Genomic DNA, 25,888 nt, shown 5'->3' on the forward strand with positions numbered 1-25,888 from the left:
ACGGACGCTGCGACCTAGGTGGTCGCCAAGGGTCAATCGAAAGCCAAGGGTTTTCATGTCAGCGGCTCACTGCCAGCCTGCAACCGCGTGGACGGCACCCTACTTCGCCTGAATCCGTAACCCACTTGGATGAAGGAAAGAGGGATGAGCGAATACCAAAGGAGGCGGATTGTTCCATCGTCAGTGCCACGCTGCAGGTCACGTCGCGCTCGATGATCGGCGCGCTATTGTTTTTGCGTAATCGAGTTACGTTTAGTGGAATTTGCGCGAGTACCCCTTCGGTGTCAAGCACTGCGCCGAACCCGTAGTGTCCATCAAGTATTCCCGTCACATGGCGCATTCCGTTCATCCGTCATTCAGAACGAACCGCAAAGGATCGTTGCCGAACCCTACACACCAGTGAGGTTAGCCATGAACACAACAGAATCCAAACCGGGTGAGGACCAGACCTCTCCGGACTATGACGAGTACGGCGACGAGCCTAATTCCGCTGATACCACCAGCGTTGATGAGCGCGAGGACCTGGACGAAAGTCCGCTTGGTTGATCGCCTCTTCCCTTTATTTCTCCTTTAGATGAGTAGATGACCATGAACCGACTTTTCGATAAGACCGCACCGCAGAACGTACACGGCTGGGAGCGCACCGCATCGGTTGCCGGCGGCTTGATGCTGCTCGGCAAAGGGCTTCGCCGCGGTGGCTTGAGTGGCATGCTGCAGCTCGCCATGGGCGGTATGGCATTGGCGCGAGGCATGAGCGGTCGCTGTGAGGCCAAGCGTATCCTCACCGAAACCGAGCATCAGTCCCATCAACAGGATCTCGCCGCTAAACAACGCTACAGCCACATGCCGATGGACTCCGAAGTCCACAGCCCGGATTTCGCGGAGCCTGAAGTCACGCTGCCGGACGCCACCCCAATGGGCCATGAAACCCACCCCGGCGAGCGCCGCATTTAATGCATTGTGGGTGGCTGCCTACAAACGACGCCACCCTCTGTGCTCGCGGCCGCTCCAATCGCTGTTGAGACGCTATGACTGAGGGTGTCACAGCTGCGCTATTCGTCGGATTTAGAGCGGCTGGTGTACCGCATTTTGACAACTATGGTGCCTTTGCAGGCAGTGCAAAAATCCGCCGCCGAACGGCAATTGCCGTTTATTTGACTCCATGTTATCTATGCGCCGTGATTTTGTCACACCACGAAACATCCTCAGGAATAACATCGATGGACATCATTAAGGCAGACACCGAAAACACCGAGCAATGGGGAGTCGTCTATTCCTACGGCAGCGTGTTGGCGGTATTTGAAAACGAGCAGGACGCTCAGAACGAAGCGTTAGGCTTCGGCGGTGCGGTTGTGCAATTGGCGAAAACGCTCTGGAATTCCATTAGCGAGCCGAGCGCACTCCTCTCCAACGAGGATCACGCTCGGCTCGTATAGCGTAGCGATCAAGCCAGACGGATGCCGAGCGCTGCGGCATCCGCTGGATGCGGAAAGCGTCATTTCAACAGACGCGGATACATCAATTCAGCTGCAGATTAACGCCTGCATCTGAGACACACCTGAATGCCCCCTGTCCCTGGCCATCCCGCCGTGCCTCAACTGCCCATTATCGAGCCTGCTGCAGTAGTCCGCAGGTTGGCATATCTTCTTCGAATTGCTGAGCCACCTTTTGCTGTTGCTGAATGATGATGTCCATCACTCGACTCGGCTGTACTTCGATGTCGTCAAAGGTGATCAGCTGACCCGGCTCCACCGCTCTTTTCAGGACCGTATTGCGAAGCAGACCGATGGGCACATGATCGAGTTCGTCGACCAGCTTGATGGCTTCTCCACGTACGTCGAAACCACCGATCCCGCGGGTGATCATGTCGCCGGCCTTCATTTCACGCTTGGCTATCGCAGCCACGCCCAAAGTCGGCGTTACGGAGTTATTCAACAATACGCCGCCGCCCGCCAGTACCCGACGCACCGTTTTGCCGACTTCAAGCGAGCACAGGTGGAAGGGTCGAGTCAGTACGTAATACGGCCCTGCACCCATCTTGAAATACTCGATCGCAGGGGCTTGTTCCTCATCGTGTCGACAGACCAGAAACACACCACCAGCTGAATATCCGCTCGGTATCACGTAATCGACGATAGGTTGGCCGATGCCTTCGGCAATCAAGGCAAGCGCGTTGCCACTGGTGTTCAGATCCGTCGACGCCACGCCTTCGAGCCCACGTCTCGAAATCGTCGCGCCGAAACCGTTGCCCACCACAGCCTGCTCGATCTGCACCTTGGTGCCATCGGTGAACGAAGTGGTCTGCTCGATGCTGGTGCCCTGCCGATTGGACCAGTAAGCCATGTCCTCGCGGCTAGGGTTGTGGTTCAGGTAGCCCTTCATGTTGCCGTACACCAACGGCTGGAACCCCATCTGCAGCGCATCTTCCCGCAATGCGGCCAGAGAGCCCGGCTGATCGCCTTCGGCTTCGGTCAGAAGCCCCTTACCGGATAGATAGGAACCGGTGGTGATCTGAAGCTCGGCATTGATGGTTACAACCGGGATGCCAGCCTCGAACGCACGCTCGATGACTTCCGTGCCGAAGAACACGTCGCCCGTGCACTCGACGATTATGTCCGAATGTTCCAGAAGATCATCGATGGAATTAGTCAGGGCGTGCCGGGCTGGGAAATCGCCCATGGTATCTATGCGTCTGCGGGTCAGGACACGGCTTATGGTCATGTCCTTGTAGTGGTTCATGATCAGGCGGACGAAGCAGTGCGAAATCATCCCTGTACCCGACACACCCACCCTTTTGATTGCTGCGTCCTTCATCACTAAATCCCTTTGTATTGTTATGGCCTTCTGACCGTAACATTTAGATAAATTCCCCGACTCAACCATTCGGTCTAATCAGCTTTGGCTAACCGCCTGCGAAACGTTCAGCTGTGCCGGCTCATCAGTAATAGCGAACGGATAAGCCCTGAACGGCACCCTGCTGGGTGCCGGCCCGCACGGGGCGGCTGGCACATCGCTCATCCGACGAATCACGTGATTCAGTTCTTCGCGCCAGTGTTTAGGTCGAATTCCGAATGTGGCTTCGATGAGCGTGCAGTCCAGTACCGACCAGGCTGGGCGCATCGCCGCGCGCGGCAGACGCTCACTTGGCACTGGCAAAACCCGCGGCGCCTTTTCGATCAAGCCAGCCTGCTCCGCTTCACGGAAGATCTCTGTCGCGAACTCTGCCCAGCTGCACCAGGCCGCACCGCTGTAGTGGTACAAGCCCCATTTGAGATCACCGTCGCGGCAATAACGCAGAGCCAGTTCGATGAACACCCGAGCAACGCTGCGGGCCCGGGTCGGGCAGCCGACTTGATCGCTGACAACCGAGATCTCTTCGGTCTTGCTCCCGAGATTCAGCATGGTCTTGACGAAGTTGTTGCCCCGCTCCCCGTAGATCCAGCTGGTGCGCAGGATCAGGTAGCGGTCCAGCGTCTGGCTGATGGCCTGCTCGCCAGCAAGGCGAGTGGTTCCGTAGACGCTGTTGGGCATCGGCTGATCTGTTTCGCGGTACGGCGCGGTGCTGTCGCCGGAGAACACGTATTCGCTGGACAGGTGAAACAGGGGTATGCCGGCCTGGCGGGCAGCGATTGCCAGATTGGCGGCACCATCGCGATTGACCGCTTCGGCCTGTGCCACTTCCGCTTCCGCATGATCAAGATTGGTATAGGCCGCGGCGTTGATGATCAGCGCCGGCTTGTAGAGCTCGATGGCTTCGCGGATCTGAGTCGCAGAGGTGATGTCCAGCGCCTGGCGCGAGAGACCTATCGCTTCCAGACCAAAGCTGGCGGCCTGGTTGACGATGCAATTCCCGACTTGGCCACCGGAACCACAAACCAGCACACGCATATTGGAGCGATCAGGCTTTGGGGTGTTGTCTTCGAGCGGCGCCGCCTCGATGGCTGGCGATGTCGCGACAGGTGTCGCCTGAACAGTGTCATAAGGCTTCTGACTCGACGGTTCCGGGCTCAATACCCGATAGGTCACGCCGAGTGCTTCTACCGGGGCGTCAGCAGATTCGGGAGTTGGCTTGAAGCGGAAGCTTTCAAGCAGGCCCCGAACCACAATCCGTGACTTGTGCGTCTGGCCTGCCTTGAACATCCGCGCCGCGAGTATCAGGCGTGACAGGAAGACGGTCACCACGCGTCGACGGCTGTAATAGCGACGGGCGATGAACAGCTCATTGCGGACGAAATGCCGGTGCAAAGCCGTACGATTCGGATCGACTTCGCGCTGGATACTGATTGAACCGCTGACCTTGCGCAGATGCCAAACCTTGCTTGAAGCCACAAGGTAGCCTGGGGCGTCCTGACTGATGCGCATCGTGTATTCGGTGTCATCGCCCCACATGAACATGGCGGCCAGGGGCAGCCCATGGCGCTGCAATGAGGCCCGCGGTACCAGGATCGACACGTAGGTTGCCGGACGCACGGGAATTACACCCAAGTCGAGCAGTAGTGGCCAGTTTTCGTAATCGACCTCGTTGGTGCGAGTATCGACGCTAGGTACGTTGGTCAGCAGGCCATCTTCGGTATAGGCCCGGGACAGAAGAAATGAATAGGGGTGGCCCTTGGCCGTCAAGCGGTCTCCGGCGCCGAGCAGTTCTTCCAGAGCATTTGGCTCTGGAATCACATCGTCGTCCATCATCCAGATGTAGTCGGCGCCCTGCTGGTAGGCAATCCGGAAGCCGGCACTAAAGCCGCCCGATGCGCCGGTGTTATGCGACAACACATACACTTTGAGATTGGGCAGCTGCGACTGAAGCAGCATCTCTTCGGTGCCGTCACCGCTAGCGTTATCAACAACGATGATCCCGGCGCACGGGCGGGTCTGGGCGTTTATCCCGTCCAGGCAGCGCTTCAGCAAATCCTTGCGTTTGTACGACAGTACGACTGCGTATATCTGGTCCATTAAGGCGCTCGGCACTCGATTAGGTAGGCGAAAGTTCACTCGGATAATCAGGGGTCTGGACCGCGCAGAGCGTCTAGCGCGCTGCATGGCCCGTCATGTGCATTGGCCATGACGCACTGCTCTGACAGAGGAACTTCAGAAGGGTTCATCAACTTGCAACGAAATATTACGCCACGATCTCGAACTCGATGCGTCTCCGTGACCCACCGGTAATTGATAAATCCGGCACGGAAATACAGTGACGAGAAAGCAGCTGTAGAAGCGCTTCAGCCGCATGCAATAGAACCAGGAAGCCTGACCTGTTCTGATTGCGACGTATTGATGCAATCCAGTCACAGACCTACGGGATGTGTGGGGGTTCCTCGCCCCAATCGTTGACCGATCTGGATGAGTACATCCTCCACGCCCACAACTGCGCACATGAATCGCCGCTTCATCCGGATTCATTGAACGCTCTGTGCTCCCAACGCTCCCACATTCATCTGTCTTGATGACCACGGGAGACGCTGATGACCCAGCAAGCGCAACACAACCGCAGCATCCGCCTCGCGTCCCGGCCGCACGGTGCGCCGAGCGCTGATAATTTCCGCCTGGAAACCGGGCCGATACCGAGCCCGGGCAATGGCGAAATTCTGCTGCGCACCGTTTACCTCTCGCTCGACCCCTACATGCGTGGCCGCATGAGCGCCGGGCCTTCCTATGCGCCACCGATGGAAATAGACGATGTGATGGTGGGTGGCACGGTGTGTCGAGTCGTCGAATCGCGACACCCAGACTATAAAGATGGCGACTGGGTACTCAGCGGCAACGGTTGGCAGGACTTTGCCCTTTCCGACGGTACCGGGCTGCTCAAGCTCGGCGCTGAAATGGAGCACCCGTCCCACGCCCTTGGCGTGCTGGGAATGCCGGGCTTTACCGCGTACATGGGGCTGCTGGACATCGGCCAACCCAAAGCAGGTGAGACGCTGGTCGTCGCCGCCGCGACCGGGCCGGTCGGCGCCACGGTCGGGCAAATCGGCAAACTCAAAGGCTGCCACGTAGTGGGCATCGCAGGCGGGGCCGAAAAGTGTCGGCATGCAGTGGAAACACTCGGCTTCGATGCGTGCATCGATCACCGCGCCGAAGATTTTCCAGCGCAACTGGCCAAGAACTGCCCGGACGGCATCGACGTATATTTCGAGAACGTCGGCGGCAAGGTCTTCGATGCTGTTTTGCCGCTGCTCAACACCAGCGCTCGGGTGCCGGTTTGCGGCGTTGTCGCGCAATACAACAGCACGGACCTGCCGGATGGCCCGGACCGCCTGCCATTGTTGCTCGACACCTTGCTCAAGAAGCGCATGCGGATGCAGGGTTTCATCATTTTCAACGATTACGGCCACCGCTACGACGAGTTCGCCCGTGATATGAGCGCCTGGTACGCAGAAGGCAAGATCAAGTACCGCGAGCAGATCGTGCAAGGTCTGGAGAACGCGCCCGAGGCATTCATTGGCCTGTTGGAAGGCAAGAATTTCGGGAAACTGGTGGTGCAGGTTAGCGAGGCTTGACTGAAACGTCGCCGATAGCACGGCAAGTCAGGAGGCTCACTCCATAGACGTACCACTCCGGCTGATCAGTGCACCCCGAGCCGGACACATCCAGTCCCAAGGCACCACTGGCAACACCTGCCGATCAGGACAAGATTGTCGTCGCTGATCGGCAGGCAAGAGCGTTTGACCCGCTATCGGCCGTATCAGCCCTGTTTCGTGCTGGAGGCCACTTCACAGCGGCGCGCATCCTTCATTTGCTGCAAATGCGGAGGGCGAACGCCGGGAATCGGCTTGGCGAGACGGATCTTCAGGAATTCGGTTACGTCCGCATTCAGCCCACGCCCGCCCCCATAAGGGAAGTTGTTGTCGTTGGTTACCAGCAAGGTGCGCGAATCCAGCGGCAGCACGCTTTCGATGGTCACGTAGGGGAATGTGAACGTGCGCTGCCCGTCACCGTTCAGGTCATCCGGATCGGCGAGCTGCATGAGGTCCACCACTTCGGTCTTGCGTACCGAGCCGCCACTATCCACGCCGCGCGTGTCGATCAGATAGATCCGCTTGAACGGCGTACCGCTGGTGGCGGTTGCGCCATTGCGCTCAATGATCAGGAAGCGCGTCTCATCAATCGCGGTCATGTCACCGATAGCGTGTTCCGGCGCCTGCATCCGGTAGAAGAACACCTTGCCGGTGTAACGCTCCTGCTCGATGTCGAACTCGTTGATCCGCAGCGTTCCGGCGGGATCGCCATTGACCGTTTTCTCCAACAGGGTGTAGAGGCGATCACCACGCGGGTTGATAGCCATGCCTTCGAAACCACCGGAGCCGCCAAGGTTCGCGGTCGCCCGCCCTGCAACAACATCCTTGTGCTGCGGCGCGTACACCCCCGGCAGTGAGATTGCGCTGCGCGTTACGGTGCCGGACGCATCGGTCTTGATCAGATAGGGGCCGAACTCGTCGCCAAACCACATTGCGCAGTTTTTGTCGCGGCGCACCGATTCGATGTCCAGATCCGCGCCGGTGAGTAGTCGACCAAACTCGATGTCGCTAGCGACACGAGGCTTGGAGCCATCGTTGTAGTAGAAGCGGTAGTCGGCCTGGATCGGCAGATCCAGCTTCTGATTGATGTCATTGAGCGTTAGGCGTGATGGATGGGTGAAGCGTGCCAGCGGTGCCCCGCTAAGGTAGTCGCTTGCACTGACCTTGCCGCTGCCACCGGTGGCAGTACGAAAATCCGGACGCACACTGTATAGCCGCAACAGCGTATCGGCCGAATTACTCTGTGCACCGAAGCCGTTGTCGGTCATGACCACGAAACTGTTCTCTTCAGCTCCAGGCAGCACTGCGGAAAACCCCTGCACGGGCTGGCGATTTTCGTAGGGTGGCTGAAAGGTGCCATAGGGATTGGCGTTGGCCATCTGACCCGATGTCGGGCCGTCGGAGAAGGTGTCGGCTGGCAACATCGCCCAACCCACCAGGGTGTTGCTAGCAGCCAAGACCGGCGCAGCGAAGACGGGTGGGAGGATTGCAGCGGCAATCGCCAGGACGAGCGGCTTCGGGAATCGCATGAGGCAGGATCTCCATCCGGTGGAGCCGGCACCACGCGATGCGCACGGTGCTGCGGCGTCAGACGCATACCCTAGAAACAGACTATGTCAGGAATATGGCGCTTTCCTGCGAGCCGACGGAAGGCCGCCGCGCCGAAGACGCGCCGCCGCCGGGTTGGTCGTGGCGAGCCTTGATTAAGCGACCTCGTAACCCCGGGCCGCTTCGGCAAGCCGAAACCATGTAGGCGTATCCAGCTGCAAATGCGCGCCGTCCAGGGCTTCTTCGATACGCTGCCAACGCAAGCTGCCAAGGATGGGAACAGGGCTACCCGGTAATTTTCGAACCCAGGCAAGAGCGACCTGATTGGCCGTCGCGTTGAGCGCTTCACCTACTTCATCCAGCACGGTTTGCAACCCTGCCGCAAAACGCCCTCCAGCCATCGGCGACCAGGCCAGCACCTGCAGGCCTTCGCTTTCCAGCGCATGCAGCCGACCGTCCCACGCGCAATCCTGCGCCTGCAAAGAGAGTTCGATCTGGTTGCAGCGTAGCGGCAATTCACGCGCCAGGACCTGGCATTGCAACAGCTCCGCGTTGGAAACACCGAGCCATCCGACCTTGCCACTGCTGACCAGATCATCGAGGGTCCGCGCGACCTCATGTACCCGCAACAAGGGGTCTGGACGATGCAGCAGAAAGCCGTCGAGGCGTTCGACGCCGAGCCGCTTGAGCGTGCCCTCGACCGCTTCGACCAGATACGTCGCCTCGGTGTTGTAATGCTTGACCTTCCATCTGGAGCGATCCTGTTCAGCGGGGACGATATCCGCCTTGCCGATCAGCTGGATCTTCTGACGCAACGTCGGGTTCAGTTTCAACGCAGCGCCGAAATGTGCTTCGCAGTCACCGCCACCATAGATATCGGCGTGGTCGAAACCGCTCACGCCACGCTCCACGCACCGCTCGATAAAGCCCAGCAAGTGCTGTGGTTGCGCCAGCTCGGCGTACTGCATCAGGCGCATCATGCCAAGCAAAAGGGGTTGTTCAATAACCTTGTTCAAGGGAGCTCCAGGGTTCGTCAGAGAGTAAGGCCAGCAGCGAGGCTAATCATGCTGCTACCGGGAAGTCGTGTAATGACCGAGCGCAGCAGCGCAAGGTTCGGCATCAGGTGGTATCCCTTGCCATATCGCCCCAAAAAAGGGAACTGATCTTTAACGTCGCACCCTTCTGGGTCAGTGCCTCGCCCCTGAAAGCGAGACCGGACGGGAAGCCTTCTAGAGCCAACTGGCAAGTTCAAGCCTAGCCTAGGGTAGATCGTCGCTTGTGCAGGTTGGGTCTCAGCCCACCCATTCCGTCGCAGTACTCCCTTCACGCTCACACCTCACCCGCCGCTGGCATGCAACCTGCTATGTCACATGCAAAGCCTGCCGACCGATTCGGCAGAGCCTCCCGGGGTCAGCGAAGACCATCAGCCTAAAGGCTCGGGACAGGGTGAGCCGGGCAACGTCGCTCGAACGATCACCCTCACATTCAAGTACCAGGCAAAGGCGCCTGGAGCTGCCCGACAGCTCCAGGCGCCTTTTTTGTTTTTGTACGACGACGCCGTGAGTGGCGTCGACGGAGGACCAGGCATGAACGCAATCATCACCCCGATCAAGAGCGAAACACTGATCGTGATCGGCAACGGCATGGTGGGTCACCACTGCGTCGAGCAGCTGATCGATCGCGGCGCGTTGAGCCAGTATCAGTTGCACGTGTACGGCGAGGAACGTCAGCGCGCCTACGACCGGGTTCACCTGTCCGAATACTTCGGCGGGCGCGATGCCGACTCGCTGGCCATGTGCGAGGCCGATTATTACGCCGCCCACGGCGTGCACATGCACCTCGGCGTGCAGGTGCTGGAAATCGATCGCGAGCGAAAAGAGGTGGTCACCAGTGAAGGTCGCCAGGCTTACGACAAATTGATTCTGGCTACCGGCTCCTACCCCTTCGTACCGCCAATTCCTGGCGCTGAAGGTAATTCGCGGCTGGTCTACCGCACCCTGGATGACCTCGATGCCATCCGCGCCGCCGCCAGCAACGCCAAACGCGGTGTCGTGGTTGGTGGCGGCCTACTCGGGCTCGAAGCGGCCAATGCCCTCAAATCCCTCGGTCTTGAAGCTCATGTGGTCGAGTTTGCCCCGCGCTTGATGCCTGTCCAACTGGACGACGAAGGCGGCGAGGCGCTCAAGGCCCGTATCGAGGCGCTGGGTGTCGGAGTGCACCTTTCCCGAGCCACCCAGGAAATCGTCATCGGTGAGGAATATGCCTACCGGATGAATTTCAATGATGGCGACTGCCTGGAAACCGATCTGATCGTATTCTCTGCAGGAATTCGCCCGCAGGATGCACTCGGGCGCAGCGCCGAGCTGGAAATCGCACCGCGAGGCGGTGTGGTGATCGACACCGATTACCGCACCAGCGACCCCTCGATCTTCGCCATCGGCGAGTGCGCCTCCTGGAACGGCATGGTTTTCGGCCTGGTCGCGCCCGGCTACACCATGGCACGTAACCTGGCTGCCCTGCTCTGCGGCGAACCGCACCAGCCGTTCAGCGGTGCCGACATGTCGACCAAGCTTAAGCTGCTCGGCGTCGACGTCGGCTCCATCGGTGACGCCCATGCAGCCACGCCGGGCGCCAAGAGCTACCGTTTCATTGACGAGGCCAATGCCAGCTATCGGCGTCTGGTGCTGTCCGAAGACGGCAAGCGTGTCATAGGCGCAGTGCTGATCGGCGACAACAGCTATTACGACACCCTGCTGCAGTACGCGCAGAACGGCATCAAGCTGCCGGCCGATCCGTCCAGCCTGATTCTGCCGCTTTCCGATGGCGCACCGACGCTGGGCGCGGATGCACTGCCGGATACCGCGACTCTCTGCTCCTGCCACAACGTCACCAAGGGTGCGGTGTGCTGCCAGATCGACGCGGGCATCACCGACCTCGGCGAACTCAAAGCCGCGACCAAGGCCGGCACCGGCTGCGGCGGTTGCAGCGCGCTGCTCAAGCAGGTCTTCGAGCACGAGCTGACCGCCCGAGGCGTGGAGGTCGACAAGAGCCTCTGCGAGCACTTCGCTCACACCCGCCAGGAGCTCTACGGCATCGTCCGCGTGGAGGGCATTATCAGTTTCAACGAGCTGTTGGCCAAACACGGCCGCGGCCATACGGGCTGCGACATCTGCAAGCCGGCGGTGGGCTCGATCCTCGCCTCCTGCTGGAACCAGCCGATCACCGATCCGGGCCTGATCCCGCTGCAGGACACCAACGACACCTTCATGGCGAACATGCAGAAGAACGGCACCTACTCCGTGGTGCCGCGCATCGCCGGCGGTGAAATCACCCCGGACAAGCTGATCGCCCTCGGCGTCATCGCCAAGAAATACGACCTCTACACCAAGATCACCGGCGGCCAGCGCATCGACCTTTTCGGCGCTCAGCTGCATGAGCTGCCGGACATCTGGAGCGAGCTGATCGAGGCTGGTTTCGAGACGGGTCACGCCTACGGCAAATCTCTGCGTACCGTGAAATCCTGTGTCGGCAGCACCTGGTGCCGTTACGGCGTACAGGACAGTGTCGGCATGGCGCTGCGCCTGGAGGATCGCTACAAGGGCCTGCGCTCGCCACACAAGATCAAGTTCGGCGTCTCCGGCTGCACCCGCGAATGCGCTGAAGCGCAGAGCAAGGACATCGGCGTGATCGCCACCGAGAACGGCTGGAACCTGTACGTCGCAGGCAACGGCGGCATGCGTCCGCGTCACGCCGAGCTTTTCGCCACCGATCTCGATGACGAAACCCTGGTGCGCTACATAGATCGCTTCCTGATGTTCTACATCCGCACCGCAGACAAGCTGCAGCGCACCTCGGTATGGCGTGAATCCCTCGAAGGCGGCCTCGACTATCTGAAGAAGGTCATCATCGACGACAGCCTGAACCTGGCCGCCGAGCTGGAAGCGCAGATGCAGCTGGTGGTCGATCGCTACGAATGCGAGTGGGCCAACGCCATCAAGGATCCGGAAAAGCTCAAGCGCTTCCGCACCTTCGTCAACGACAGGCGCGGCGACCCGGACATCCATTTCGTCAAGGAACGTGGCCAGCGCCGGCCGGTACACGCGTCCGAACTCCACCTGATTCCCGTCACCGAGGAGGTGCTCTGATGAGCCTGCCCAACGCTGTACGCATGCAAACAAATGAGTCTGTCAGCTGGCGGACACTGTGCAGCCGCCGCGATCTGGTCGCCAACTCAGGCGTGGTCGCCTGGCTCGATGGTGAGCAGGTCGCGCTGTTCCATCTGCCCGAAACCGAGACAGGCGAGCAGGTGTTTGCCATCGCCAACAAGGACCCGAAATCGGGCGCCAATGTCATCGGACGCGGCATTGTGGGGCAGCTCAAGGGCGACCTGGTGATCGCCTCGCCACTGTACAAGCAGCACTTCCGCCTGGCTGACGGTAGCTGCCTGGAATACCCGGAACAGCAATTGCAGGTCTGGCCGGTGCGCTTCAACGGCGATGCGGTGGAAATCGCCGCGGCCTGACCGCGGCCGTGCACAACGAGTAGCGATACGCAACGACAGGCCGGACCTGTTCAGCCAACACACATTGAGAATTGATAAATGTCCTATCTCGTTCCTTCGGAGTTCGTCACCAAGATGGTCGACTCGGGTGAGTCGAAAATCTTCATGTCTACCCGCGACACCCTTATCCGCGCATTCATGGCGGGCGCCATCCTGTCGTTGGCCGCGGTATTCGCCGTGACTGTCACGGTCCAGACCGGCTCACCGCTGGTGGGTGCGATGCTCTTCCCGGTGGGCTTCATCATGCTCTACCTGATGGGCTTCGATCTGTTGACCGGCGTCTTCGTACTGACGCCGCTGGCGCTGCTAGACAGACGGCCCGGCGTCACGGTGGGCGGCATCCTGCGCAACTGGGGGCTCGTGTTTCTCGGCAACTTCGGCGGTGCGCTCACGGTTGCCCTGATGATGGCATTCGTCTTCACCATGGGCTTTTCCAAGGAGGCAGGGCCGGTTGCCGAGCGTATCGCGCACATCGGTGAGGACCGAACGCTCGGTTACGCCCAATACGGGCTCGCCGGCTGGTTCACCATCTTCCTGCGCGGGATGCTGTGCAACTGGATGGTATCCATGGGCGTGGTCGGGGCCATGATTTCCACCACGGTCAGCGGCAAGGTCATCGCCATGTGGATGCCGATCATGCTGTTCTTCTTCATGGCCTTCGAGCATTCGGTGGTGAACATGTTCCTGTTCCCGTCGGGGATGCTTTTGGGGGGTGAATTCTCAATCATGGATTACATGATCTGGAACGAAATCCCAACGGTGCTGGGTAACCTGGTGGGCGGGCTGGCATTCACTGGTCTCACGCTCTACACCACCCATGTCAAGACGGGCGCCAAGCGCGCACTGGTGCGTTGAGCCGGAAACCGAGCGACATCCAACAACATCGCCAGCAAGCTGGCTCCTATAAAAGCGGCACGGCAGCGGTGACGTAAGCCTGGAATTGGTTACAAGAGCCCGAGAGCGAGAGCTGATGGCCGTTCCTCTATTGCAGTGAGGAGCGCCGAGGCGTTGCTGTGACGAGTTGTAGGAGCCAGCTTGCTGGCGATCAGCAGCTATGCGGAGCCTGGTTAAGCCACCGCCAGCCAAGGACACAGCGTCCCCTCGCGCCTTCCAGTAAACGGAACTAATCAGGCACCACCTATCTCATGAGCAAATGACCAGCCAACTCAAGGTCTCGGTGGGCCAACACACCGATAAGGGGCCGAAGAAAACCAATCAGGATTTCCACGGCGTTTACATTCCCAAGGAACCACAGCTGAGCAGCAAGGGCGTCGCCATTGCCCTGGCCGATGGCATCAGCAGCAGCGCCGTCAGCCACATCGCCAGCGAGTCCGCTGTAACCGGATTCTTCGCTGACTACTACTGCACCTCCGACGCCTGGTCGGTGAAAACCTCGGCGCAGCGAGTGTTGATGGCGACCAATTCATGGCTGCATTCCCAAGGCCAGCAAAGCCCGTATCGCTTCGATCCGGACCGCGGCTATGTCTGCACCTTCAGTGCGATGATCATCAAGTCGACCACCGCGCACCTTTTCCATGCCGGCGACTCCCGCATCTATCGCGTTCTGGGCAATGCGCTTGAGCAACTGACCAACGACCATCGTATGTGGGTGTCCGAAGACAAGAGCTACCTAAGCCGCGCACTGGGCATTCATCCACAGCTGGACCTCGATTACCGCGCCGAGCCGGTGGACGTTGGCGATACCTTCATTCTGGCCACCGATGGCGTCTACGAATACGTCAGCGCATCGTCGATGCTCGGCGCTATCGCCCATAACACCGACGATCTCGATGCCGCCGCTCAGGCCATCGTCAAGCAGGCACTGGAACAGGGCAGCGACGACAACCTCACGGTGCAGATCCTGCGCATCGACGCGCTTCCCCTGCAGCAGCCCGACGAGCTCTACCAGCAGCTGACCGAACTGCCCTTCCCTCCTGTTCTGGAAGCCCGGGCTGAATTCGACGGCTATACCATCGTTCGCGAGGTGCATGCCAGCAGCCGCAGCCATGTGTACCTCGCCACGGACAATGACACCCTGACGCCGGTGATCATCAAGACTCCATCCATCGATCTGCAGCGTGACGTTCAATACCTGGAACGCTTCCTGACAGAAGAATGGGTCGCCCGACGTATCAATAGCGCCCACGTGGTCAAGCCGTGCCTGCAAACCCGTAAACGCAACTACCTGTACAGCGTGAGCGAGTACATCGAAGGCCAGACGCTCGCGCAGTGGATGATCGACAATCCACGGCCTGATCTGGAAACCGTGCGTGGGATCATCGAGCAGATCGCAAAGGGCGTGCGCGCCTTTCACCGGCTGGAGATGCTGCATCAGGATCTGCGCCCGGCAAACGTCATGATCGACGCCACGGGCACGGTGAAAATCATCGACTTCGGCTCGACACGGGTAGCCGGGATCATGGAGATCACCTCGCCCATCGAGCGCAGCGATCTGCTCGGTACCGCGCAATACACCGCCCCGGAGTACTTTCTTGGCGAAAGCGGTAGCATGCGGTCGGATCAGTTTTCGCTAGCAGTCATCGCCTACCAGATGCTCACCGGCGGACTGCCGTACGGCGCAGCCGTAGCCCGCTGTCGCACCCGAGCGGCACTGAACAAGCTCAGCTATCAGCCGATCCGCGAGCATGAGCGCGGCATCCCGGGATGGATCGACGAGGTGCTGCGCAAGGCGCTGCACCCAGACCCGTACAAGCGTTACGAGGACCTGTCGGAGTTCGTCTTCGAACTGCGTCAGCCCAATCAGGCCTTTCTGAATAAAGCCAGGCCTCCGCTCATGGAGCGCAACCCGGTGCTGTTCTGGAAAGGCGTGTCGCTGGTCCTGGCCGTGGCGGTGGGGGTCCTGCTGCTTCGCTAAGCGGTCTCGATTATTCCGGGCGTTGCGGCGCGTAGACGTTGAGCACCGGATCGGTGATGCCATCTTTCGAAGGGTCGAGAATCCAGCGCAGCTGAGTAATCAGTTCATCGCAGTTCTCCCCACGCTGCTGCCAATCCTGAAAGGCAATGCGCGCAGCGGTTAGCGATTGTTCAGCGACCTGCTCAGCCTCGCTGGTTGGATCGCCAGGCTGCCACTGATCGAAAACGGATTTGAGTGCGTGCTGCGCTTCTTCTGCGCCCAGCTCGCCATCCGCCCAGCGTGAGGTGACGTCCTGAGCTTTCTGCAGCGCACTGACTGAGGGGTTCGAGGTTTCCATCTGTGACTACCTCCAATCGGTTCTTGTCTAGCTTGGAGTATCGCTGCGCCGGTGAATTCGGCTCCACCTATCACTCGATACCAGCTTCAAAGGAACCTGAAGATAGGTGATCGCAAGCTGCCGTTCGGCTCCCCGTCGGAACGCCTCTGCTCTAGGAGCTGCCAGATCAGTAGCAGCCTCGATATTCCATCGGCGCTGGAACCTCCTTTCGGCGAGGCATGACCCTTGACCCTGATCCCGGATAGCACGCCCAACCAAGCAGACGTCATCATCGTTGGCGCTGGCATTGCCGGTCTTTCCTGCGCCACCCGGCTCGCCGAAGCAGGCCTGCGTGTGTTGGTGCTGGAAAGCAGCGATGTGCCCGGTGGGCGTGCACGAAGTTGGGCTGACCCTGGGACCGGTATCGACGTGGACATCGGCCCGCATGTGCTGCTGAACAAGTATCCGAACATGCGGGCGCTCCTCGAGTGCTTGGGCACGGCTGATCAGATCTGCTGGCAGACCGAAGAACTGCTGACCGTCCTGGATGAAGGAAAGCATCTGCAGTTCAAGGTTGGCGGCCTGCCCGCACCGTTGCACTACGTCCGCAATTTGCCGCAGGTGCTGCGCAAGGTTCCGCTGCATCACCTGTTCAGCAACATCCGACTGGGCTGGCGCACCATGCGCAGCACGCCGCAGGAGCTGATGAGCCTGGACGACCAGAGCGGCCGCGACTACTTGCGCAGCGTCGGTGTCAGCCCTGGCTTCATCGACTGGTTCTGGGCGTCGGCGTCCATGGCAATCCTCAATGTGCCAGTCGAGCAGTGCTCGGCGGCTTCGCTGATGCGCTTGTTGGCGCAGGGATTGGGCCACAACGATCTGGCCTTTGGCTTTCCCAAGGTCGGACTTAGCGAACTCTATGCCTGGCCTGCCATTCGACTGCTTGAGCGCAGCGGTGGCGAGATCCGGTTCAATCGAGCAGTCAACGGTTTGCATCGCCGCGATGCAGACGTAGCTGGCGTGACGCTCGCTGATGGGTCGACGGTCAACGCCGCCGCCGTGGTGCTCGCGGTTCAGCCCACCGCCATCGAGTCGGTGCTGCCGCCTGATCATTCGCTGGCAAGCACGGCGGCTCGATTCGAGCCCAGCCCCTACGTGAGCTGTTACCTGTGGTTTGACCGCCCGCTGACCAATGCTCGCTTCTGGGCCCGGCCCTGGTCGCCCGAATGCTTCAACACCGATTTCTATGACCTGTCGAATATCCGCAATGGCGCCACAGGGCCGGGTTCGATGATCGCCACCAACATCATCTGGAGCCACCGGGTTGCCGGAATGTCAGATCAAGCGATCATCGATGCGACGTTGGACGAGATTGCCGACTTCGCACCCGAAGCTCGCCAAGCGCACCTGGTAAACGCCGCCGTGCATCGCATCCCTATGTCGGTTCCCTGCGCCAGACCCGGCATCGAGACGAGCAGACCTCAAGTGCGCCAGGAACAAGGCTTGTTCGTTGCAGGCGACTGGGTCGATACCGGCCTGCCCTTCTGCATGGAGAGTGCCACCCGCGCAGGGGCGCTTGCCGCCGAGCAGGTACTGGCTGAGCGTGGCGTGACAGTGAGCCTAGCGCTTCCGACGCCAGTCCCGGGCGGGCTGACCAAATGGCTCAGGCGCAACGACAGCGCAAAGGGTTTCTAAACTCCGAACGCCGCATCCATGTTACCGATGCTGAAGCTAACCAGCGGCTTGCGCCCGTGTAGCGGCGCAAGAGGCCCGGCCCCGGCGAATTCCCACCGCGCTCGCCCGGTACACAGCTTGCCGTTGACCGCGCACCGCGTACGCAACGGCCCGCCCTTGCCCGTCTGAATGACGAAGCCACTCAGCTCATGCCGGCCAGGCAGCAGCGTCTTCGGCTCGAAGCGCAGTTGCGCTATCGATTGACCATCGAGTGTCATCCTGCCGACGAAGCCATGATCCGCTTCGCTGGAGGTTTCAAAGCTCGCAAGCGCCTTGGGAATGTTCCAGAGGCGGCGGCCGCCTTCGGCCGAAACCGCGTCATCTACCCAGATCGCCGTAACGCTCGCCGCGGGCACTAACAGACCCTTGCCACGAACCAGTACCGCAACCGCCAGCTCGTCATAGCTCAGCGTGCCGCCGGTGTACTTCGCCCAGATGGTCGCAACGAAAGCATTGCCTGCGAAGGTGAACAGCGGCAAAGCGGGGTCAAGCGCGAGCACACCAAGCTCAGGCTCAGCAGGTGGTAATCGCCACAACGAGAGGCAGGCAGCGCCTTGCAGACGCCAGGGTGCTACCGGCACCGCGCTCTCACCCTCAGGTTCGTCAATCTGCTGCAAAAGCTTCTCCGCCTGCTGTCAGCTCGGGATGAGCCACATCTTCCAATCGACCATCAGGCGTTGCCGTTGATCCGTGCAGAAGCGATGAGCGTGCCAATCGGATGTCCACCCCATAGCGCTCATACTTGCAGGAAACTCGTGCCATGTACCTGATCCAGCTACTGCTCCCGCTTTATGACAACGATGGGGAATCCCTTCCTAAGTCGTTGTTCGCTGAGGTTCGCGACGAACTGGTACAGCAGTTCGGCGGACTGACCGCCTATTCTCGTGCGCCGGCTCGCGGGCTGTGGTGCGAAGATGACGATGAAACCGTGCGGGATGACCTGATCATTCATGAGGTGATGGCTGAAGGAATTGACCGCACCTGGTGGGCGGCGTATCGGACCTCGCTGGAGGCTCGCTTGCGCCAGGAGCAGATCATGATTCGCGCGCACAGGGTCGAAGTGCTTTAACTCTTTTCGGACCGGCCCGGCAGCGGGATGCAAAGCGAAACGCCGAAGCACACATAGCGACACTCATAAAATAATGAAGATTTAATGAACCACAGGACGCTTGTGCGGTCATTGCAATCTGCAGCAATACCGGCGCCCTTAGGCCCAGAATTGGGAGAAAGCATCCTCCCATTCACGATCAGCACATCCGGCATGCCTGTCATCCGCTCAGTTAAAGCAGGCTGCTGGCCGGTTCGCCAGCTCCGGATCCGCTTATGTTTCGGCCCGTCCACCAGGGCCTTCATCCAGTCAACGCGAAGACCACCATGTATCTATCTCGTCACCTTGTCGCCCTTCTATCTCGTTTTTCCTGGACACCTTCTCAACGCAGCGCCTTTCGTGCTGGTTTGTTCGGCACGCTACTGGCCGTTATCGTGCCAGCTCAGGCTGAGGCAGCAACAAGCGAACGTTGGGTCAGCGACAGCCTGAGCACCTATGTGCGCAGCGGCCCTACAGACGGCTACCGCATCGTTGGCAGCCTGATATCCGGGCAAAAGGTCGAATTGCTCGATACCCAAGGCGACTACAGCCAGGTTCGTGGCGAGAACGGCGATCGTGTATGGATCCGTAGCAGTGACCTGCAGGAAGTCCCAGGCCAGGCTGAACGCCTGCCGCAGCTCGAGCAGCAGGTCACCGAGCTGAGTGAAGAGCTCAAGACCATCAATGACAGCTGGAAAGCCCGTGTCCAGGGCATGCAGGAAACGCTGGATTCGCGTAAAGCGCTGATCGACGAACTTGAAGCACGCCGCAAGGCGCTGGACGAAGCCCTTACCGCCACCGAGTCCGATCTGCGCGACGCCGAGGCTCGGCTGGGCGACGAGAACAATCAGGTGCTGATGCGTTACATGGTCTATGGCGGCAGCATAGCCGGTGCCGGTCTGCTTGCCGGCCTGATCCTCCCAGCCATGACCCGCGGCCGCAAGCGCAACGACCGCTGGTTCTGATGCTCGCTTGCCGAACGCACACGTTCGGCATGGGTTGATCCCCAGCGATGTCCTACGTCCCGCCCGTAGCGCCTGATCCGGGCGCCACAGGGGCCTGGATCGCTGACTCAGCTAAGCGCTGAAGCGCCTGGCAGCATGCCGGGGATTCTGCTGTAGCCGCAGGGCAGGAACCTGCCCCGAGGTCTAGCACCCATTCGTCGCATGCAAAAGCTGAACGACAGCCAGGCGCACCGAGTATTTCGTCCTCGCTTTGTATCTATAAGCGCCTACACAAAAGTCCAGCCTGTACGGCGAAATCCCCCCGTCACTCCTCCTCACCCAAGGCCCAACGATAGATTGGGCCGCTATCGCCGAGCCATTCGTGGAACAGCCCTTGACCCACTCCGAGACTTAAGGCGAAATGCCATCGCTCTTGCGGGCATGCTGATGAAGCCAAAAAGAGACGCAGGTATCGCTGCGGCCAAGCTTCTATCCTTAGCGTATCCTGCGGCGAAAGCAAAGAGAGTCGTCAGGTCTCAGCTACAACCACAGCGAATCTATATATCTGCACCTTTCAGCGGGGATTACTTTTGTAGACACGCTGGAACGCCGACACGCAATCCGAATCAAATCCGACTATCGCTCAATCGCCTTAAGGAATAGCGCTAATGGCTTTATTGCAGCAACGCACTTTCAATGTCATTGCCAATAACGAGCAGGAACTGCTGGCTAACTGGTCCAGCGACCTTGAGGCGAGCGGCATGTACCGCAACGTGAAGGTAGATGAATTTCGTCAGCAGACAGCCGAGTTCATCCGCCTGCTGATAGCCGGCGCCAGTCAGACCGAATCGATCAACCTGCGCTCGAACAATTGGGACGACATGCGTCAGTTCCTGGAGCAGCTTTCACACAGCCGCGTTCTACTGGGCTTCGACTCGCAGTCGACTGCGGGCTTTATCTTCTCGTTCAAGCGGCCGTTGATGCCGCTGTTGCAGAAAGAATTTGCCGATGAGCCGGCAGCTTTGGCCGAGCAGCTATGGGCACTCTCCGAGCTGATCGACCAACTGGGTCTGGAGACTGTGCGTGCATTCCAGAAATCACGGGAATCGGTCATCAAGCGTCAGCAGGAAGAACTGCTGGAACTGTCGACTCCGGTGGTCAAGCTCTGGGACGGCGTCCTTGCACTGCCGATGATCGGCACACTCGACTCGCAGCGTACCCAGGTGGTCATGGAGTCGCTGCTCCAGCGTATCGTCGACACGGGTTCGGAAATCGCCATCATCGACATCACCGGCGTGCCGACCGTCGACACCCTGGTAGCCCAGCACCTGCTCAAGACCGTCACGGCAATCCGCCTGATGGGCGCAGACGCCATCATCAGCGGTGTACGCCCACAGATCGCGCAAACCATCGTGCATCTGGGTCTCGATCTGCAGGGCATCGTCACCAAGGCAACGCTGGCCGACGCGCTGGCTCTCGCACTGCGTCGTTCGGGGCTGACTGTCAGCAAGGCCGTATAAATGGAACGTATACCCATTTTGCAGATGGGCGAGTTTCTACTCGTTACCATCCAGGTCGACATGCACGACCAGCTGGCCATGACGCTGCAGGATGATCTCGCCGAGCGCATCAGCGCCACCTCGGCCCGGGCGGTGCTGATCGATATTTCCGCGCTGGACATGGTCGACTCGTTCATCGGCCGCATGATCAGCTCGATCTCCGGTCTTTCCAGCATCATGGATGCCGAAACCGTCGTCGTCGGCATGCAGCCGGCAGTGGCAATCACCTTGGTGGAACTGGGCCTGACACTGCAGGGCGTCAGCACGGCGCTCAACGTCGAGCGAGGGATGCAGCTGCTGCATAAACGGATGGCCGCTAAATGACCATTCGCTCCAGCGGCAGCATTGCAGTACGCATCGAACAGGACGTGGTGATGGCGCGTCAGGCGGTCCGCAAGCTGGCACAGGACTGCGGCATGCGCCTGATCGACCTGACCAAGCTGGTCACTGCGGTCAGTGAGCTGGCGCGAAATACCGTGGTCTATGGCGGCGGGGGCGATATGGACTGGGAGGTTCTCGAACAGGGCGCTCGCACCGGTATAAGGCTGACGTTTCGTGACCAGGGCCCTGGCATCGCCGACATCAAACTGGCATTGACCGATGGCTGGACCTCCGGCGGCGGCCTCGGGCTGGGGCTGACGGGAGCCAGACGTCTGGTCGATGAATTCGAGCTCGACAGCACCCCCGGCGTAGGCACTCGGATCAGCATCACCAAATGGTCATGAATCTACAGGGGTCAACGACTACCGCACTGGCCATCGAAGATGAAAGCCAGGTGGGGCATGCCAGACGAGTCTCGCAGGCCATGGCCACTCAACTGGGCTTCAGCGAGGTCGATGCAGGCCGCGTGGCGATAGTCGCCACCGAGCTTGCTACAAACCTGCTCAAGCATGCCCAGCACGGCGCTCTTCACCTTCGTGCCATCCCCGCGCAGACCGGAAGTGGGATTGAACTGATCGCGGTGGATCGCGGACCTGGGTTCGACGCTGCGCGCTGCATCGCCGACGGCTTTTCCACCGGTGGTACGCCGGGCACCGGGCTCGGCGCATTGACGCGTCAATCACAGGTATTGGACATCTACTCCGACAGCCGAGGCTCGGTGGTACTTGCGCAGCTGTTTCCACGCAATGTCTCGGCCTGCCCTCTTCGCTTCGGCGTCAGTCAGCACTCCCTGAAAGACGATCCGGCATGTGGCGATGTCTGGCACCTTGCCGTCAACGGCTCGCAGATCTGCGCGCTGGTGATCGACGGCATCGGGCACGGAGAGGATGCCGAGCGTGCTGGCTTGGCAGGCGCTGCTGCCTTTGCTGTAGCCCCCTTCTCCGACCCGACAAGCAGCATGCAGGACATGCATCAGGCCATGAACGGGACACGAGGCGGTGCGGTGGCCATCGCGCTCTACGATGCAGCATCGAGCAATCTGCGTTTCTCGGGCATCGGCAATATCGGTGCCTGCCTGATCACTGCCGAAAAGAGCCGCGGGCTGGCTTCGCATCCCGGGATAGTCGGCTCGCAGTTCCGCAAGGCTCAGGTGTTCGATTACCCGGTCGAGGAGAGTCAATTGCTGATCATGTACAGCGATGGGCTGCAATCACGCTGGAACCTGCGTGACTATCCAGGCCTGGTGCATCGCCACCCGTCAATAATCTCAACCCTGTTGCACCGTGATTTCTGCCGCGGACGTGATGATGTAACCGTAATGGTGATAGCGCTGGAGACCGTTCGTGACTGATTCGACCTTGACCGACCTGGAGCGGCTGCGCCGCGAGAACGAGTCGCTGCGCGCCGAACTCGATGAAACCAACCAGGGCGTACTGGCCCTGTATGCCGAACTCGATACCCAGGCCGAGCAACTGCGCCAGGCCTCGGACCTGAAGAGCCGTTTCCTGTCGTACATGAGCCATGAATTTCGCACACCGCTGGGCTCGATACGCAGCATCACCCGCTTGCTCAGTGATGAGCTGGATGGACCACTCAGTCCTGAGCAGCACAAACAGGTTCTGTTCATCAGCGGAGCCGCCGGTGAGCTGACCGATATGGTCGATGATCTGCTCGATCTGGCGAAGATCGAGGCTGGGCGCATCACGATCTCGCCGGCCTGGTTCGACATGCTTGATCTCTTTTCCGCACTGCGTGGCATGTTTCGCCCCATCGTCGATGCCAATGCCGTCGACCTGATATTCGAAGAGCCGCAGGACATGCCTCGGCTCTACACCGACGACAAGAAGCTCGCGCAGATCCTGAGAAACTTCATCTCCAATGCACTGAAATTCACCCAGCACGGAGAGGTGCGCGTTTCTGTGCAGCCAGAAGGCAGCGGGGAGGTCCGTTTCGCAGTGTCCGATACCGGCATTGGCATACCCCAAGAGCTGCACGGCAATCTGTTCGAGGACTTCGTCCAGATCGACACGCCATTGCAAAAGCGTCTGCGCGGTACTGGCCTGGGCCTTTCACTGTGCAAGCGTTTCGCCGAGTTGCTTGGCGGCCGTGTCGGCGTCGAGAGCACGCCAGGCAGCGGCTCGACATTTTTCGTGATCATCCCCGTCGCCATATCCACGGAGCCGGCTGATGGAGACAAATAATCGGCTGCTGATAGTCGACGACAACGCCGCGACGCGTTATGCGATCCGCCGAGTGCTGGAGCGGCATGGATACAACGTGCTCGAGGCTGGAACCGGGACCGAAGGCCTGGGGCTGATAGCCAATGAAGACATCGACGCGCTTATCCTCGATGTGAACCTGCCGGACATGAGCGGGTTCGACATTGTGCGCCAGCTGCGCAAGGACGACAGCACGCGGCTGCTGCCTGTCATCCACGTTTCCGCCGCATCGATCCAGACCGGTGACATCATTACGGGCCTGGATGCCGGCGCGGACGCGTACCTGATCCACCCGGTCGATCCGGATGTTCTGCTCGCGACATTGCGCACCCTGTTGCGCGTGCGAGATACCGAACATGCTCTACGTGAGAGCGAGGCGCGCTTTCGGGACATCTTCTCCCAAGTGGCAGCTCCGATCGCGGTGATCGATCCGCAGCTCGGCATTCATGAAAGAAACCCGGCGCTTTCTCTATTGCTGGGCGATCAGCCGGACTCATCGGCGCTGACTGCCAGCCTCGCCGAAGGCCAGGACGCCAAGTTGCTCGCACTGCGTGAGAGCCTTGCCAGTGGCATACGCTGGCAGGGCACGTTGATCATGGAAGTGGCTGGCCAGCGGCGAGAAACCAAGTGGCAAGTCTCGCCCTATCGAGCGGCTGAACTCGGACTCGTGGTCATCGAGGACATTACCGAGCAACGCCAGCGTGAACGCTCTCAACGTCAGCAACTCGACAATGCCAACTCCGAGCTTGCCCGAGAGGTTGCAGAGCGGGTCAGGACCGAAGAGCAGCTGATGCAGGCGCAGAAAATGGATGCGCTGGGCAAGCTGACCGGGGGCATCGCACATGACTTCAACAACCTGCTGACCGGGATCATTACGGGCATCGAGTTGCTCAAGCGGCGCGTTCATGAGGGCCGCACCGATGCAGTCCTTCGATTCGCCGACACCGCGCTCAACTCCGCGCGTAGCGCTGCATCGATGACCAACCGGCTACTGGCATTTGCCCGCCAGCAGCCACTGGATGCCCGCCCGGCTGATCTCAATGACCAGATTCGCTCCCTCGAAGAACTGCTGCAACGCACCATCGGCGAACAGATTTCACTAAACCTGCAGCTCAGCGAAAAAGGCGCCATCGCACAGGTGGATGCCAACCAGCTTGAAAGCGCCATACTCAACCTGGTCATCAACGCACGGGACGCCCTGCCCCGTGGCGGCAATATCACCATCAGCACCTCGGCATTACATTCTCGCGGTGATGTGGACCTGGCCGACGGCAGTTATGTGGTATTGACCGTCAAGGACGACGGCACCGGCATCGCCCCGGAAATGCTCAGCAAGGTGTTCGATCCCTTCTTCACGACAAAGCCTCTTGGGCAAGGTACCGGCCTCGGGTTGTCGTCGATCTACGGTTTCGCACGTCAATCAGGCGGCGAGGCGAGACTGAGCAGTGTGCTCGGCCAGGGCACCGAAGTGTCACTCGTACTGCCGGCAGCGGTCGCCATCAGCACAGCTTCGACAGCGGTTAGCGACATGCCGCTGGGTAACGGCGAGCACGTGTTGATCGTCGAGGACATGCCAGCCGTACGCATGCTGGTCGCAGAAATGCTGGGTGAAGCGGGTTATCGCTGCAGTGAAGCGGGCGACGTTGCAACAGCCCTGACCGTCCTGCAGAACGACCCTAGCGTCGACCTGTTATTGACCGACGTGGGCTTGCCACAACTGTCCGGGCGAGAACTGGCCGACATGGCGCGAGTCCACCGCCCCGCTCTGCCGGTCCTGTTCATGACCGGCTACGCAGAGAATGCGGTTCGGCGAGACCGTTTTCTCGCCGAGGGCATGGACATGGTGGTCAAGCCTTTCCAGATCAGCGATCTGCTCGAAAAGGTCCGCGGCATGCTGGATCAGTCGTCCAACGAACCGGCTCGCAAGCGTTGATCTGGCGACAAGCTACTCGCGGATCTTGGCCACCTTGTCGGTGGTGATCAGGTCGCCCCAATCGCCGTATAGATACCAATCATCGCCCATCATTTCTGCCGGATGCTGCGTCCGGCCAGCACCATTGCCGCATGCCAGAGAATCGGCTGGACAATAACGATCACAGCCCCAGCAGATGCGCTCGGGGTGTGGTGGGTTCAGTGGAAATTTCTTGGCCAT

Annotated in this window: 24 protein-coding genes; 17 read left to right on the plus strand and 7 right to left on the minus strand. The window is 60.1% G+C overall.

The window, feature by feature from the left end:
• The first annotated feature begins 411 nt into the window (after positions 1-411).
• The 3 genes from EA797_RS22095 to EA797_RS04080 all read left to right on the plus strand — a co-directional run bounded on the left by EA797_RS22095 (position 412) and on the right by EA797_RS04080 (position 1,436).
• On the plus strand, positions 412-546 hold the full coding sequence (locus tag EA797_RS22095) for a hypothetical protein (RefSeq protein WP_256046805.1): 135 nt from the start codon (positions 412-414) through the stop codon (positions 544-546).
• Between the two features lie 42 nt (positions 547-588).
• The gene (locus tag EA797_RS04075; protein WP_122163880.1) at positions 589-954 is read left to right on the plus strand and encodes a YgaP-like transmembrane domain; all 366 of its coding nucleotides are present in this window, start codon (positions 589-591) and stop codon (positions 952-954) included.
• Positions 955-1,220: 266 nt separating this feature from the next.
• On the plus strand, positions 1,221-1,436 hold the full coding sequence (locus EA797_RS04080; protein ID WP_122163881.1) for a hypothetical protein: 216 nt from the start codon (positions 1,221-1,223) through the stop codon (positions 1,434-1,436).
• Positions 1,437-1,605: 169 nt separating this feature from the next.
• Here EA797_RS04080 and EA797_RS04085 read toward each other — a convergent pair whose 3' ends face one another.
• Both EA797_RS04085 and rfbD read right to left on the minus strand, forming a co-directional pair.
• Positions 1,606-2,769, minus strand: coding sequence for an NAD(P)-dependent oxidoreductase (locus EA797_RS04085; RefSeq protein WP_122164684.1), 1,164 nt, complete (start codon positions 2,767-2,769; stop codon positions 1,606-1,608).
• Positions 2,770-2,892: 123 nt separating this feature from the next.
• Positions 2,893-4,950, minus strand: a complete 2,058-nt coding sequence (gene rfbD, locus EA797_RS04090) for a dTDP-4-dehydrorhamnose reductase (RefSeq protein WP_122163882.1) — start codon at positions 4,948-4,950, stop codon at positions 2,893-2,895.
• Positions 4,951-5,459: 509 nt separating this feature from the next.
• Between rfbD and EA797_RS04095 the strand changes: the two genes are divergently transcribed.
• Positions 5,460-6,494, plus strand: a complete 1,035-nt coding sequence (locus EA797_RS04095) for an NADP-dependent oxidoreductase (protein WP_122163883.1) — start codon at positions 5,460-5,462, stop codon at positions 6,492-6,494.
• Positions 6,495-6,679: 185 nt separating this feature from the next.
• On the opposite strand, the gene EA797_RS04100 is transcribed toward EA797_RS04095, so the two are convergent.
• Both EA797_RS04100 and EA797_RS04105 read right to left on the minus strand, forming a co-directional pair.
• Positions 6,680-8,041, minus strand: coding sequence for an esterase-like activity of phytase family protein (locus EA797_RS04100; protein WP_122163884.1), 1,362 nt, complete (start codon positions 8,039-8,041; stop codon positions 6,680-6,682).
• A gap of 174 nt (positions 8,042-8,215) precedes the next feature.
• Positions 8,216-9,040 (minus strand): aldo/keto reductase, encoded by an 825-nt coding sequence (locus EA797_RS04105; RefSeq protein ID WP_122164685.1) that lies wholly within the window; start codon positions 9,038-9,040, stop codon positions 8,216-8,218.
• Between the two features lie 606 nt (positions 9,041-9,646).
• Between EA797_RS04105 and nirB the strand changes: the two genes are divergently transcribed.
• From nirB to EA797_RS04125, 4 genes are all read left to right on the plus strand, one after another.
• Complete coding sequence (gene nirB, locus EA797_RS04110; RefSeq protein WP_122164686.1) at positions 9,647-12,205, plus strand: nitrite reductase large subunit NirB; 2,559 nt, start codon at positions 9,647-9,649, stop codon at positions 12,203-12,205.
• Positions 12,205-12,582, plus strand: coding sequence for a nitrite reductase small subunit NirD (gene nirD, locus EA797_RS04115; protein WP_122163885.1), 378 nt, complete (start codon positions 12,205-12,207; stop codon positions 12,580-12,582). Before nirB ends, nirD begins: the two co-directional genes overlap by 1 nt.
• A 78-nt stretch (positions 12,583-12,660) precedes the next feature.
• Positions 12,661-13,476, plus strand: coding sequence for a formate/nitrite transporter family protein (locus EA797_RS04120; RefSeq protein ID WP_122163886.1), 816 nt, complete (start codon positions 12,661-12,663; stop codon positions 13,474-13,476).
• A gap of 298 nt (positions 13,477-13,774) precedes the next feature.
• Entirely contained in the window at positions 13,775-15,496 is a 1,722-nt protein-coding gene (locus EA797_RS04125; protein WP_122163887.1) for a bifunctional protein-serine/threonine kinase/phosphatase, read from the plus strand.
• A 10-nt stretch (positions 15,497-15,506) separates the two neighbouring features.
• On the opposite strand, the gene EA797_RS04130 is transcribed toward EA797_RS04125, so the two are convergent.
• Positions 15,507-15,833, minus strand: a complete 327-nt coding sequence (locus EA797_RS04130) for a hypothetical protein (protein ID WP_122163888.1) — start codon at positions 15,831-15,833, stop codon at positions 15,507-15,509.
• 225 nt (positions 15,834-16,058) lie between these two features.
• Here EA797_RS04130 and EA797_RS04135 point away from each other — a divergent pair, with 225 nt between their 5' ends.
• Positions 16,059-17,507, plus strand: coding sequence for a hydroxysqualene dehydroxylase (locus tag EA797_RS04135; RefSeq protein ID WP_122163889.1), 1,449 nt, complete (start codon positions 16,059-16,061; stop codon positions 17,505-17,507).
• On the opposite strand, the gene EA797_RS04140 is transcribed toward EA797_RS04135, so the two are convergent.
• Complete coding sequence (locus tag EA797_RS04140; protein ID WP_122163890.1) at positions 17,504-18,163, minus strand: acetoacetate decarboxylase family protein; 660 nt, start codon at positions 18,161-18,163, stop codon at positions 17,504-17,506. The two genes, EA797_RS04135 and EA797_RS04140, sit on opposite strands and share 4 nt — an antisense overlap.
• Before the next feature lie 143 nt (positions 18,164-18,306).
• Between EA797_RS04140 and EA797_RS04145 the strand changes: the two genes are divergently transcribed.
• The 8 genes from EA797_RS04145 to EA797_RS04180 all read left to right on the plus strand — a co-directional run bounded on the left by EA797_RS04145 (position 18,307) and on the right by EA797_RS04180 (position 25,669).
• Entirely contained in the window at positions 18,307-18,615 is a 309-nt protein-coding gene (locus EA797_RS04145; protein WP_122163891.1) for a hypothetical protein, read from the plus strand.
• A gap of 305 nt (positions 18,616-18,920) precedes the next feature.
• Complete coding sequence (locus tag EA797_RS04150; protein ID WP_122164687.1) at positions 18,921-19,598, plus strand: TIGR04211 family SH3 domain-containing protein; 678 nt, start codon at positions 18,921-18,923, stop codon at positions 19,596-19,598.
• A gap of 647 nt (positions 19,599-20,245) precedes the next feature.
• Positions 20,246-21,097, plus strand: a complete 852-nt coding sequence (locus tag EA797_RS04155) for an STAS domain-containing protein (RefSeq protein WP_122163892.1) — start codon at positions 20,246-20,248, stop codon at positions 21,095-21,097.
• Positions 21,098-21,460 (plus strand): STAS domain-containing protein, encoded by a 363-nt coding sequence (locus tag EA797_RS04160; protein ID WP_122163893.1) that lies wholly within the window; start codon positions 21,098-21,100, stop codon positions 21,458-21,460.
• Complete coding sequence (locus EA797_RS04165; protein WP_122163894.1) at positions 21,457-21,861, plus strand: anti-sigma regulatory factor; 405 nt, start codon at positions 21,457-21,459, stop codon at positions 21,859-21,861. Before EA797_RS04160 ends, EA797_RS04165 begins: the two co-directional genes overlap by 4 nt.
• Complete coding sequence (locus tag EA797_RS04170) at positions 21,858-22,868, plus strand: ATP-binding protein (protein WP_122164688.1); 1,011 nt, start codon at positions 21,858-21,860, stop codon at positions 22,866-22,868. The genes EA797_RS04165 and EA797_RS04170 overlap by 4 nt, the downstream gene beginning before the upstream one ends.
• Positions 22,861-23,718, plus strand: a complete 858-nt coding sequence (locus EA797_RS04175) for a sensor histidine kinase (RefSeq protein WP_122163895.1) — start codon at positions 22,861-22,863, stop codon at positions 23,716-23,718. The genes EA797_RS04170 and EA797_RS04175 overlap by 8 nt, the downstream gene beginning before the upstream one ends.
• The gene (locus EA797_RS04180; RefSeq protein ID WP_122163896.1) at positions 23,705-25,669 is read left to right on the plus strand and encodes a response regulator; all 1,965 of its coding nucleotides are present in this window, start codon (positions 23,705-23,707) and stop codon (positions 25,667-25,669) included. The genes EA797_RS04175 and EA797_RS04180 overlap by 14 nt, the downstream gene beginning before the upstream one ends.
• A 12-nt stretch (positions 25,670-25,681) precedes the next feature.
• On the opposite strand, the gene EA797_RS04185 is transcribed toward EA797_RS04180, so the two are convergent.
• Positions 25,682-25,888 carry a DUF3079 domain-containing protein gene (locus EA797_RS04185; RefSeq protein WP_122163897.1) on the minus strand — a complete coding sequence of 69 codons (207 nt, stop codon included), beginning with the start codon at positions 25,886-25,888 and terminating at the stop codon, positions 25,682-25,684.

Source organism: Stutzerimonas zhaodongensis (assembly GCF_003696365.1).
Lineage (GTDB): Bacteria > Pseudomonadota > Gammaproteobacteria > Pseudomonadales > Pseudomonadaceae > Stutzerimonas > Stutzerimonas zhaodongensis.

Excerpts from the sequence above, each read along its gene's own strand:
- EA797_RS22095 (WP_256046805.1), top strand. The coding sequence starts at position 412 with ATGAACACAACAGAATCCAAACCGGGTGAGGACCAGACCTCTCCGGAC.
- EA797_RS04075 (WP_122163880.1), top strand. The coding sequence starts at position 589 with ATGAACCGACTTTTCGATAAGACCGCACCGCAGAACGTACACGGCTGG.
- EA797_RS04080 (WP_122163881.1), top strand. The coding sequence starts at position 1,221 with ATGGACATCATTAAGGCAGACACCGAAAACACCGAGCAATGGGGAGTC.
- EA797_RS04085 (WP_122164684.1), bottom strand. The coding sequence starts at position 2,769 with ATGATTTCGCACTGCTTCGTCCGCCTGATCATGAACCACTACAAGGAC.
- rfbD (WP_122163882.1), bottom strand. The coding sequence starts at position 4,950 with ATGGACCAGATATACGCAGTCGTACTGTCGTACAAACGCAAGGATTTG.
- EA797_RS04095 (WP_122163883.1), top strand. The coding sequence starts at position 5,460 with ATGACCCAGCAAGCGCAACACAACCGCAGCATCCGCCTCGCGTCCCGG.
- EA797_RS04100 (WP_122163884.1), bottom strand. The coding sequence starts at position 8,041 with ATGCGATTCCCGAAGCCGCTCGTCCTGGCGATTGCCGCTGCAATCCTC.
- EA797_RS04105 (WP_122164685.1), bottom strand. The coding sequence starts at position 9,040 with ATGATGCGCCTGATGCAGTACGCCGAGCTGGCGCAACCACAGCACTTG.
- nirB (WP_122164686.1), top strand. The coding sequence starts at position 9,647 with ATGAACGCAATCATCACCCCGATCAAGAGCGAAACACTGATCGTGATC.
- nirD (WP_122163885.1), top strand. The coding sequence starts at position 12,205 with ATGAGCCTGCCCAACGCTGTACGCATGCAAACAAATGAGTCTGTCAGC.
- EA797_RS04120 (WP_122163886.1), top strand. The coding sequence starts at position 12,661 with ATGTCCTATCTCGTTCCTTCGGAGTTCGTCACCAAGATGGTCGACTCG.
- EA797_RS04125 (WP_122163887.1), top strand. The coding sequence starts at position 13,775 with ATGACCAGCCAACTCAAGGTCTCGGTGGGCCAACACACCGATAAGGGG.
- EA797_RS04130 (WP_122163888.1), bottom strand. The coding sequence starts at position 15,833 with ATGGAAACCTCGAACCCCTCAGTCAGTGCGCTGCAGAAAGCTCAGGAC.
- EA797_RS04145 (WP_122163891.1), top strand. The coding sequence starts at position 18,307 with ATGTACCTGATCCAGCTACTGCTCCCGCTTTATGACAACGATGGGGAA.
- EA797_RS04150 (WP_122164687.1), top strand. The coding sequence starts at position 18,921 with ATGTATCTATCTCGTCACCTTGTCGCCCTTCTATCTCGTTTTTCCTGG.
- EA797_RS04155 (WP_122163892.1), top strand. The coding sequence starts at position 20,246 with ATGGCTTTATTGCAGCAACGCACTTTCAATGTCATTGCCAATAACGAG.
- EA797_RS04160 (WP_122163893.1), top strand. The coding sequence starts at position 21,098 with ATGGAACGTATACCCATTTTGCAGATGGGCGAGTTTCTACTCGTTACC.
- EA797_RS04165 (WP_122163894.1), top strand. The coding sequence starts at position 21,457 with ATGACCATTCGCTCCAGCGGCAGCATTGCAGTACGCATCGAACAGGAC.
- EA797_RS04170 (WP_122164688.1), top strand. The coding sequence starts at position 21,858 with ATGAATCTACAGGGGTCAACGACTACCGCACTGGCCATCGAAGATGAA.
- EA797_RS04180 (WP_122163896.1), top strand. The coding sequence starts at position 23,705 with ATGGAGACAAATAATCGGCTGCTGATAGTCGACGACAACGCCGCGACG.
- EA797_RS04185 (WP_122163897.1), bottom strand. The coding sequence starts at position 25,888 with ATGGCCAAGAAATTTCCACTGAACCCACCACACCCCGAGCGCATCTGC.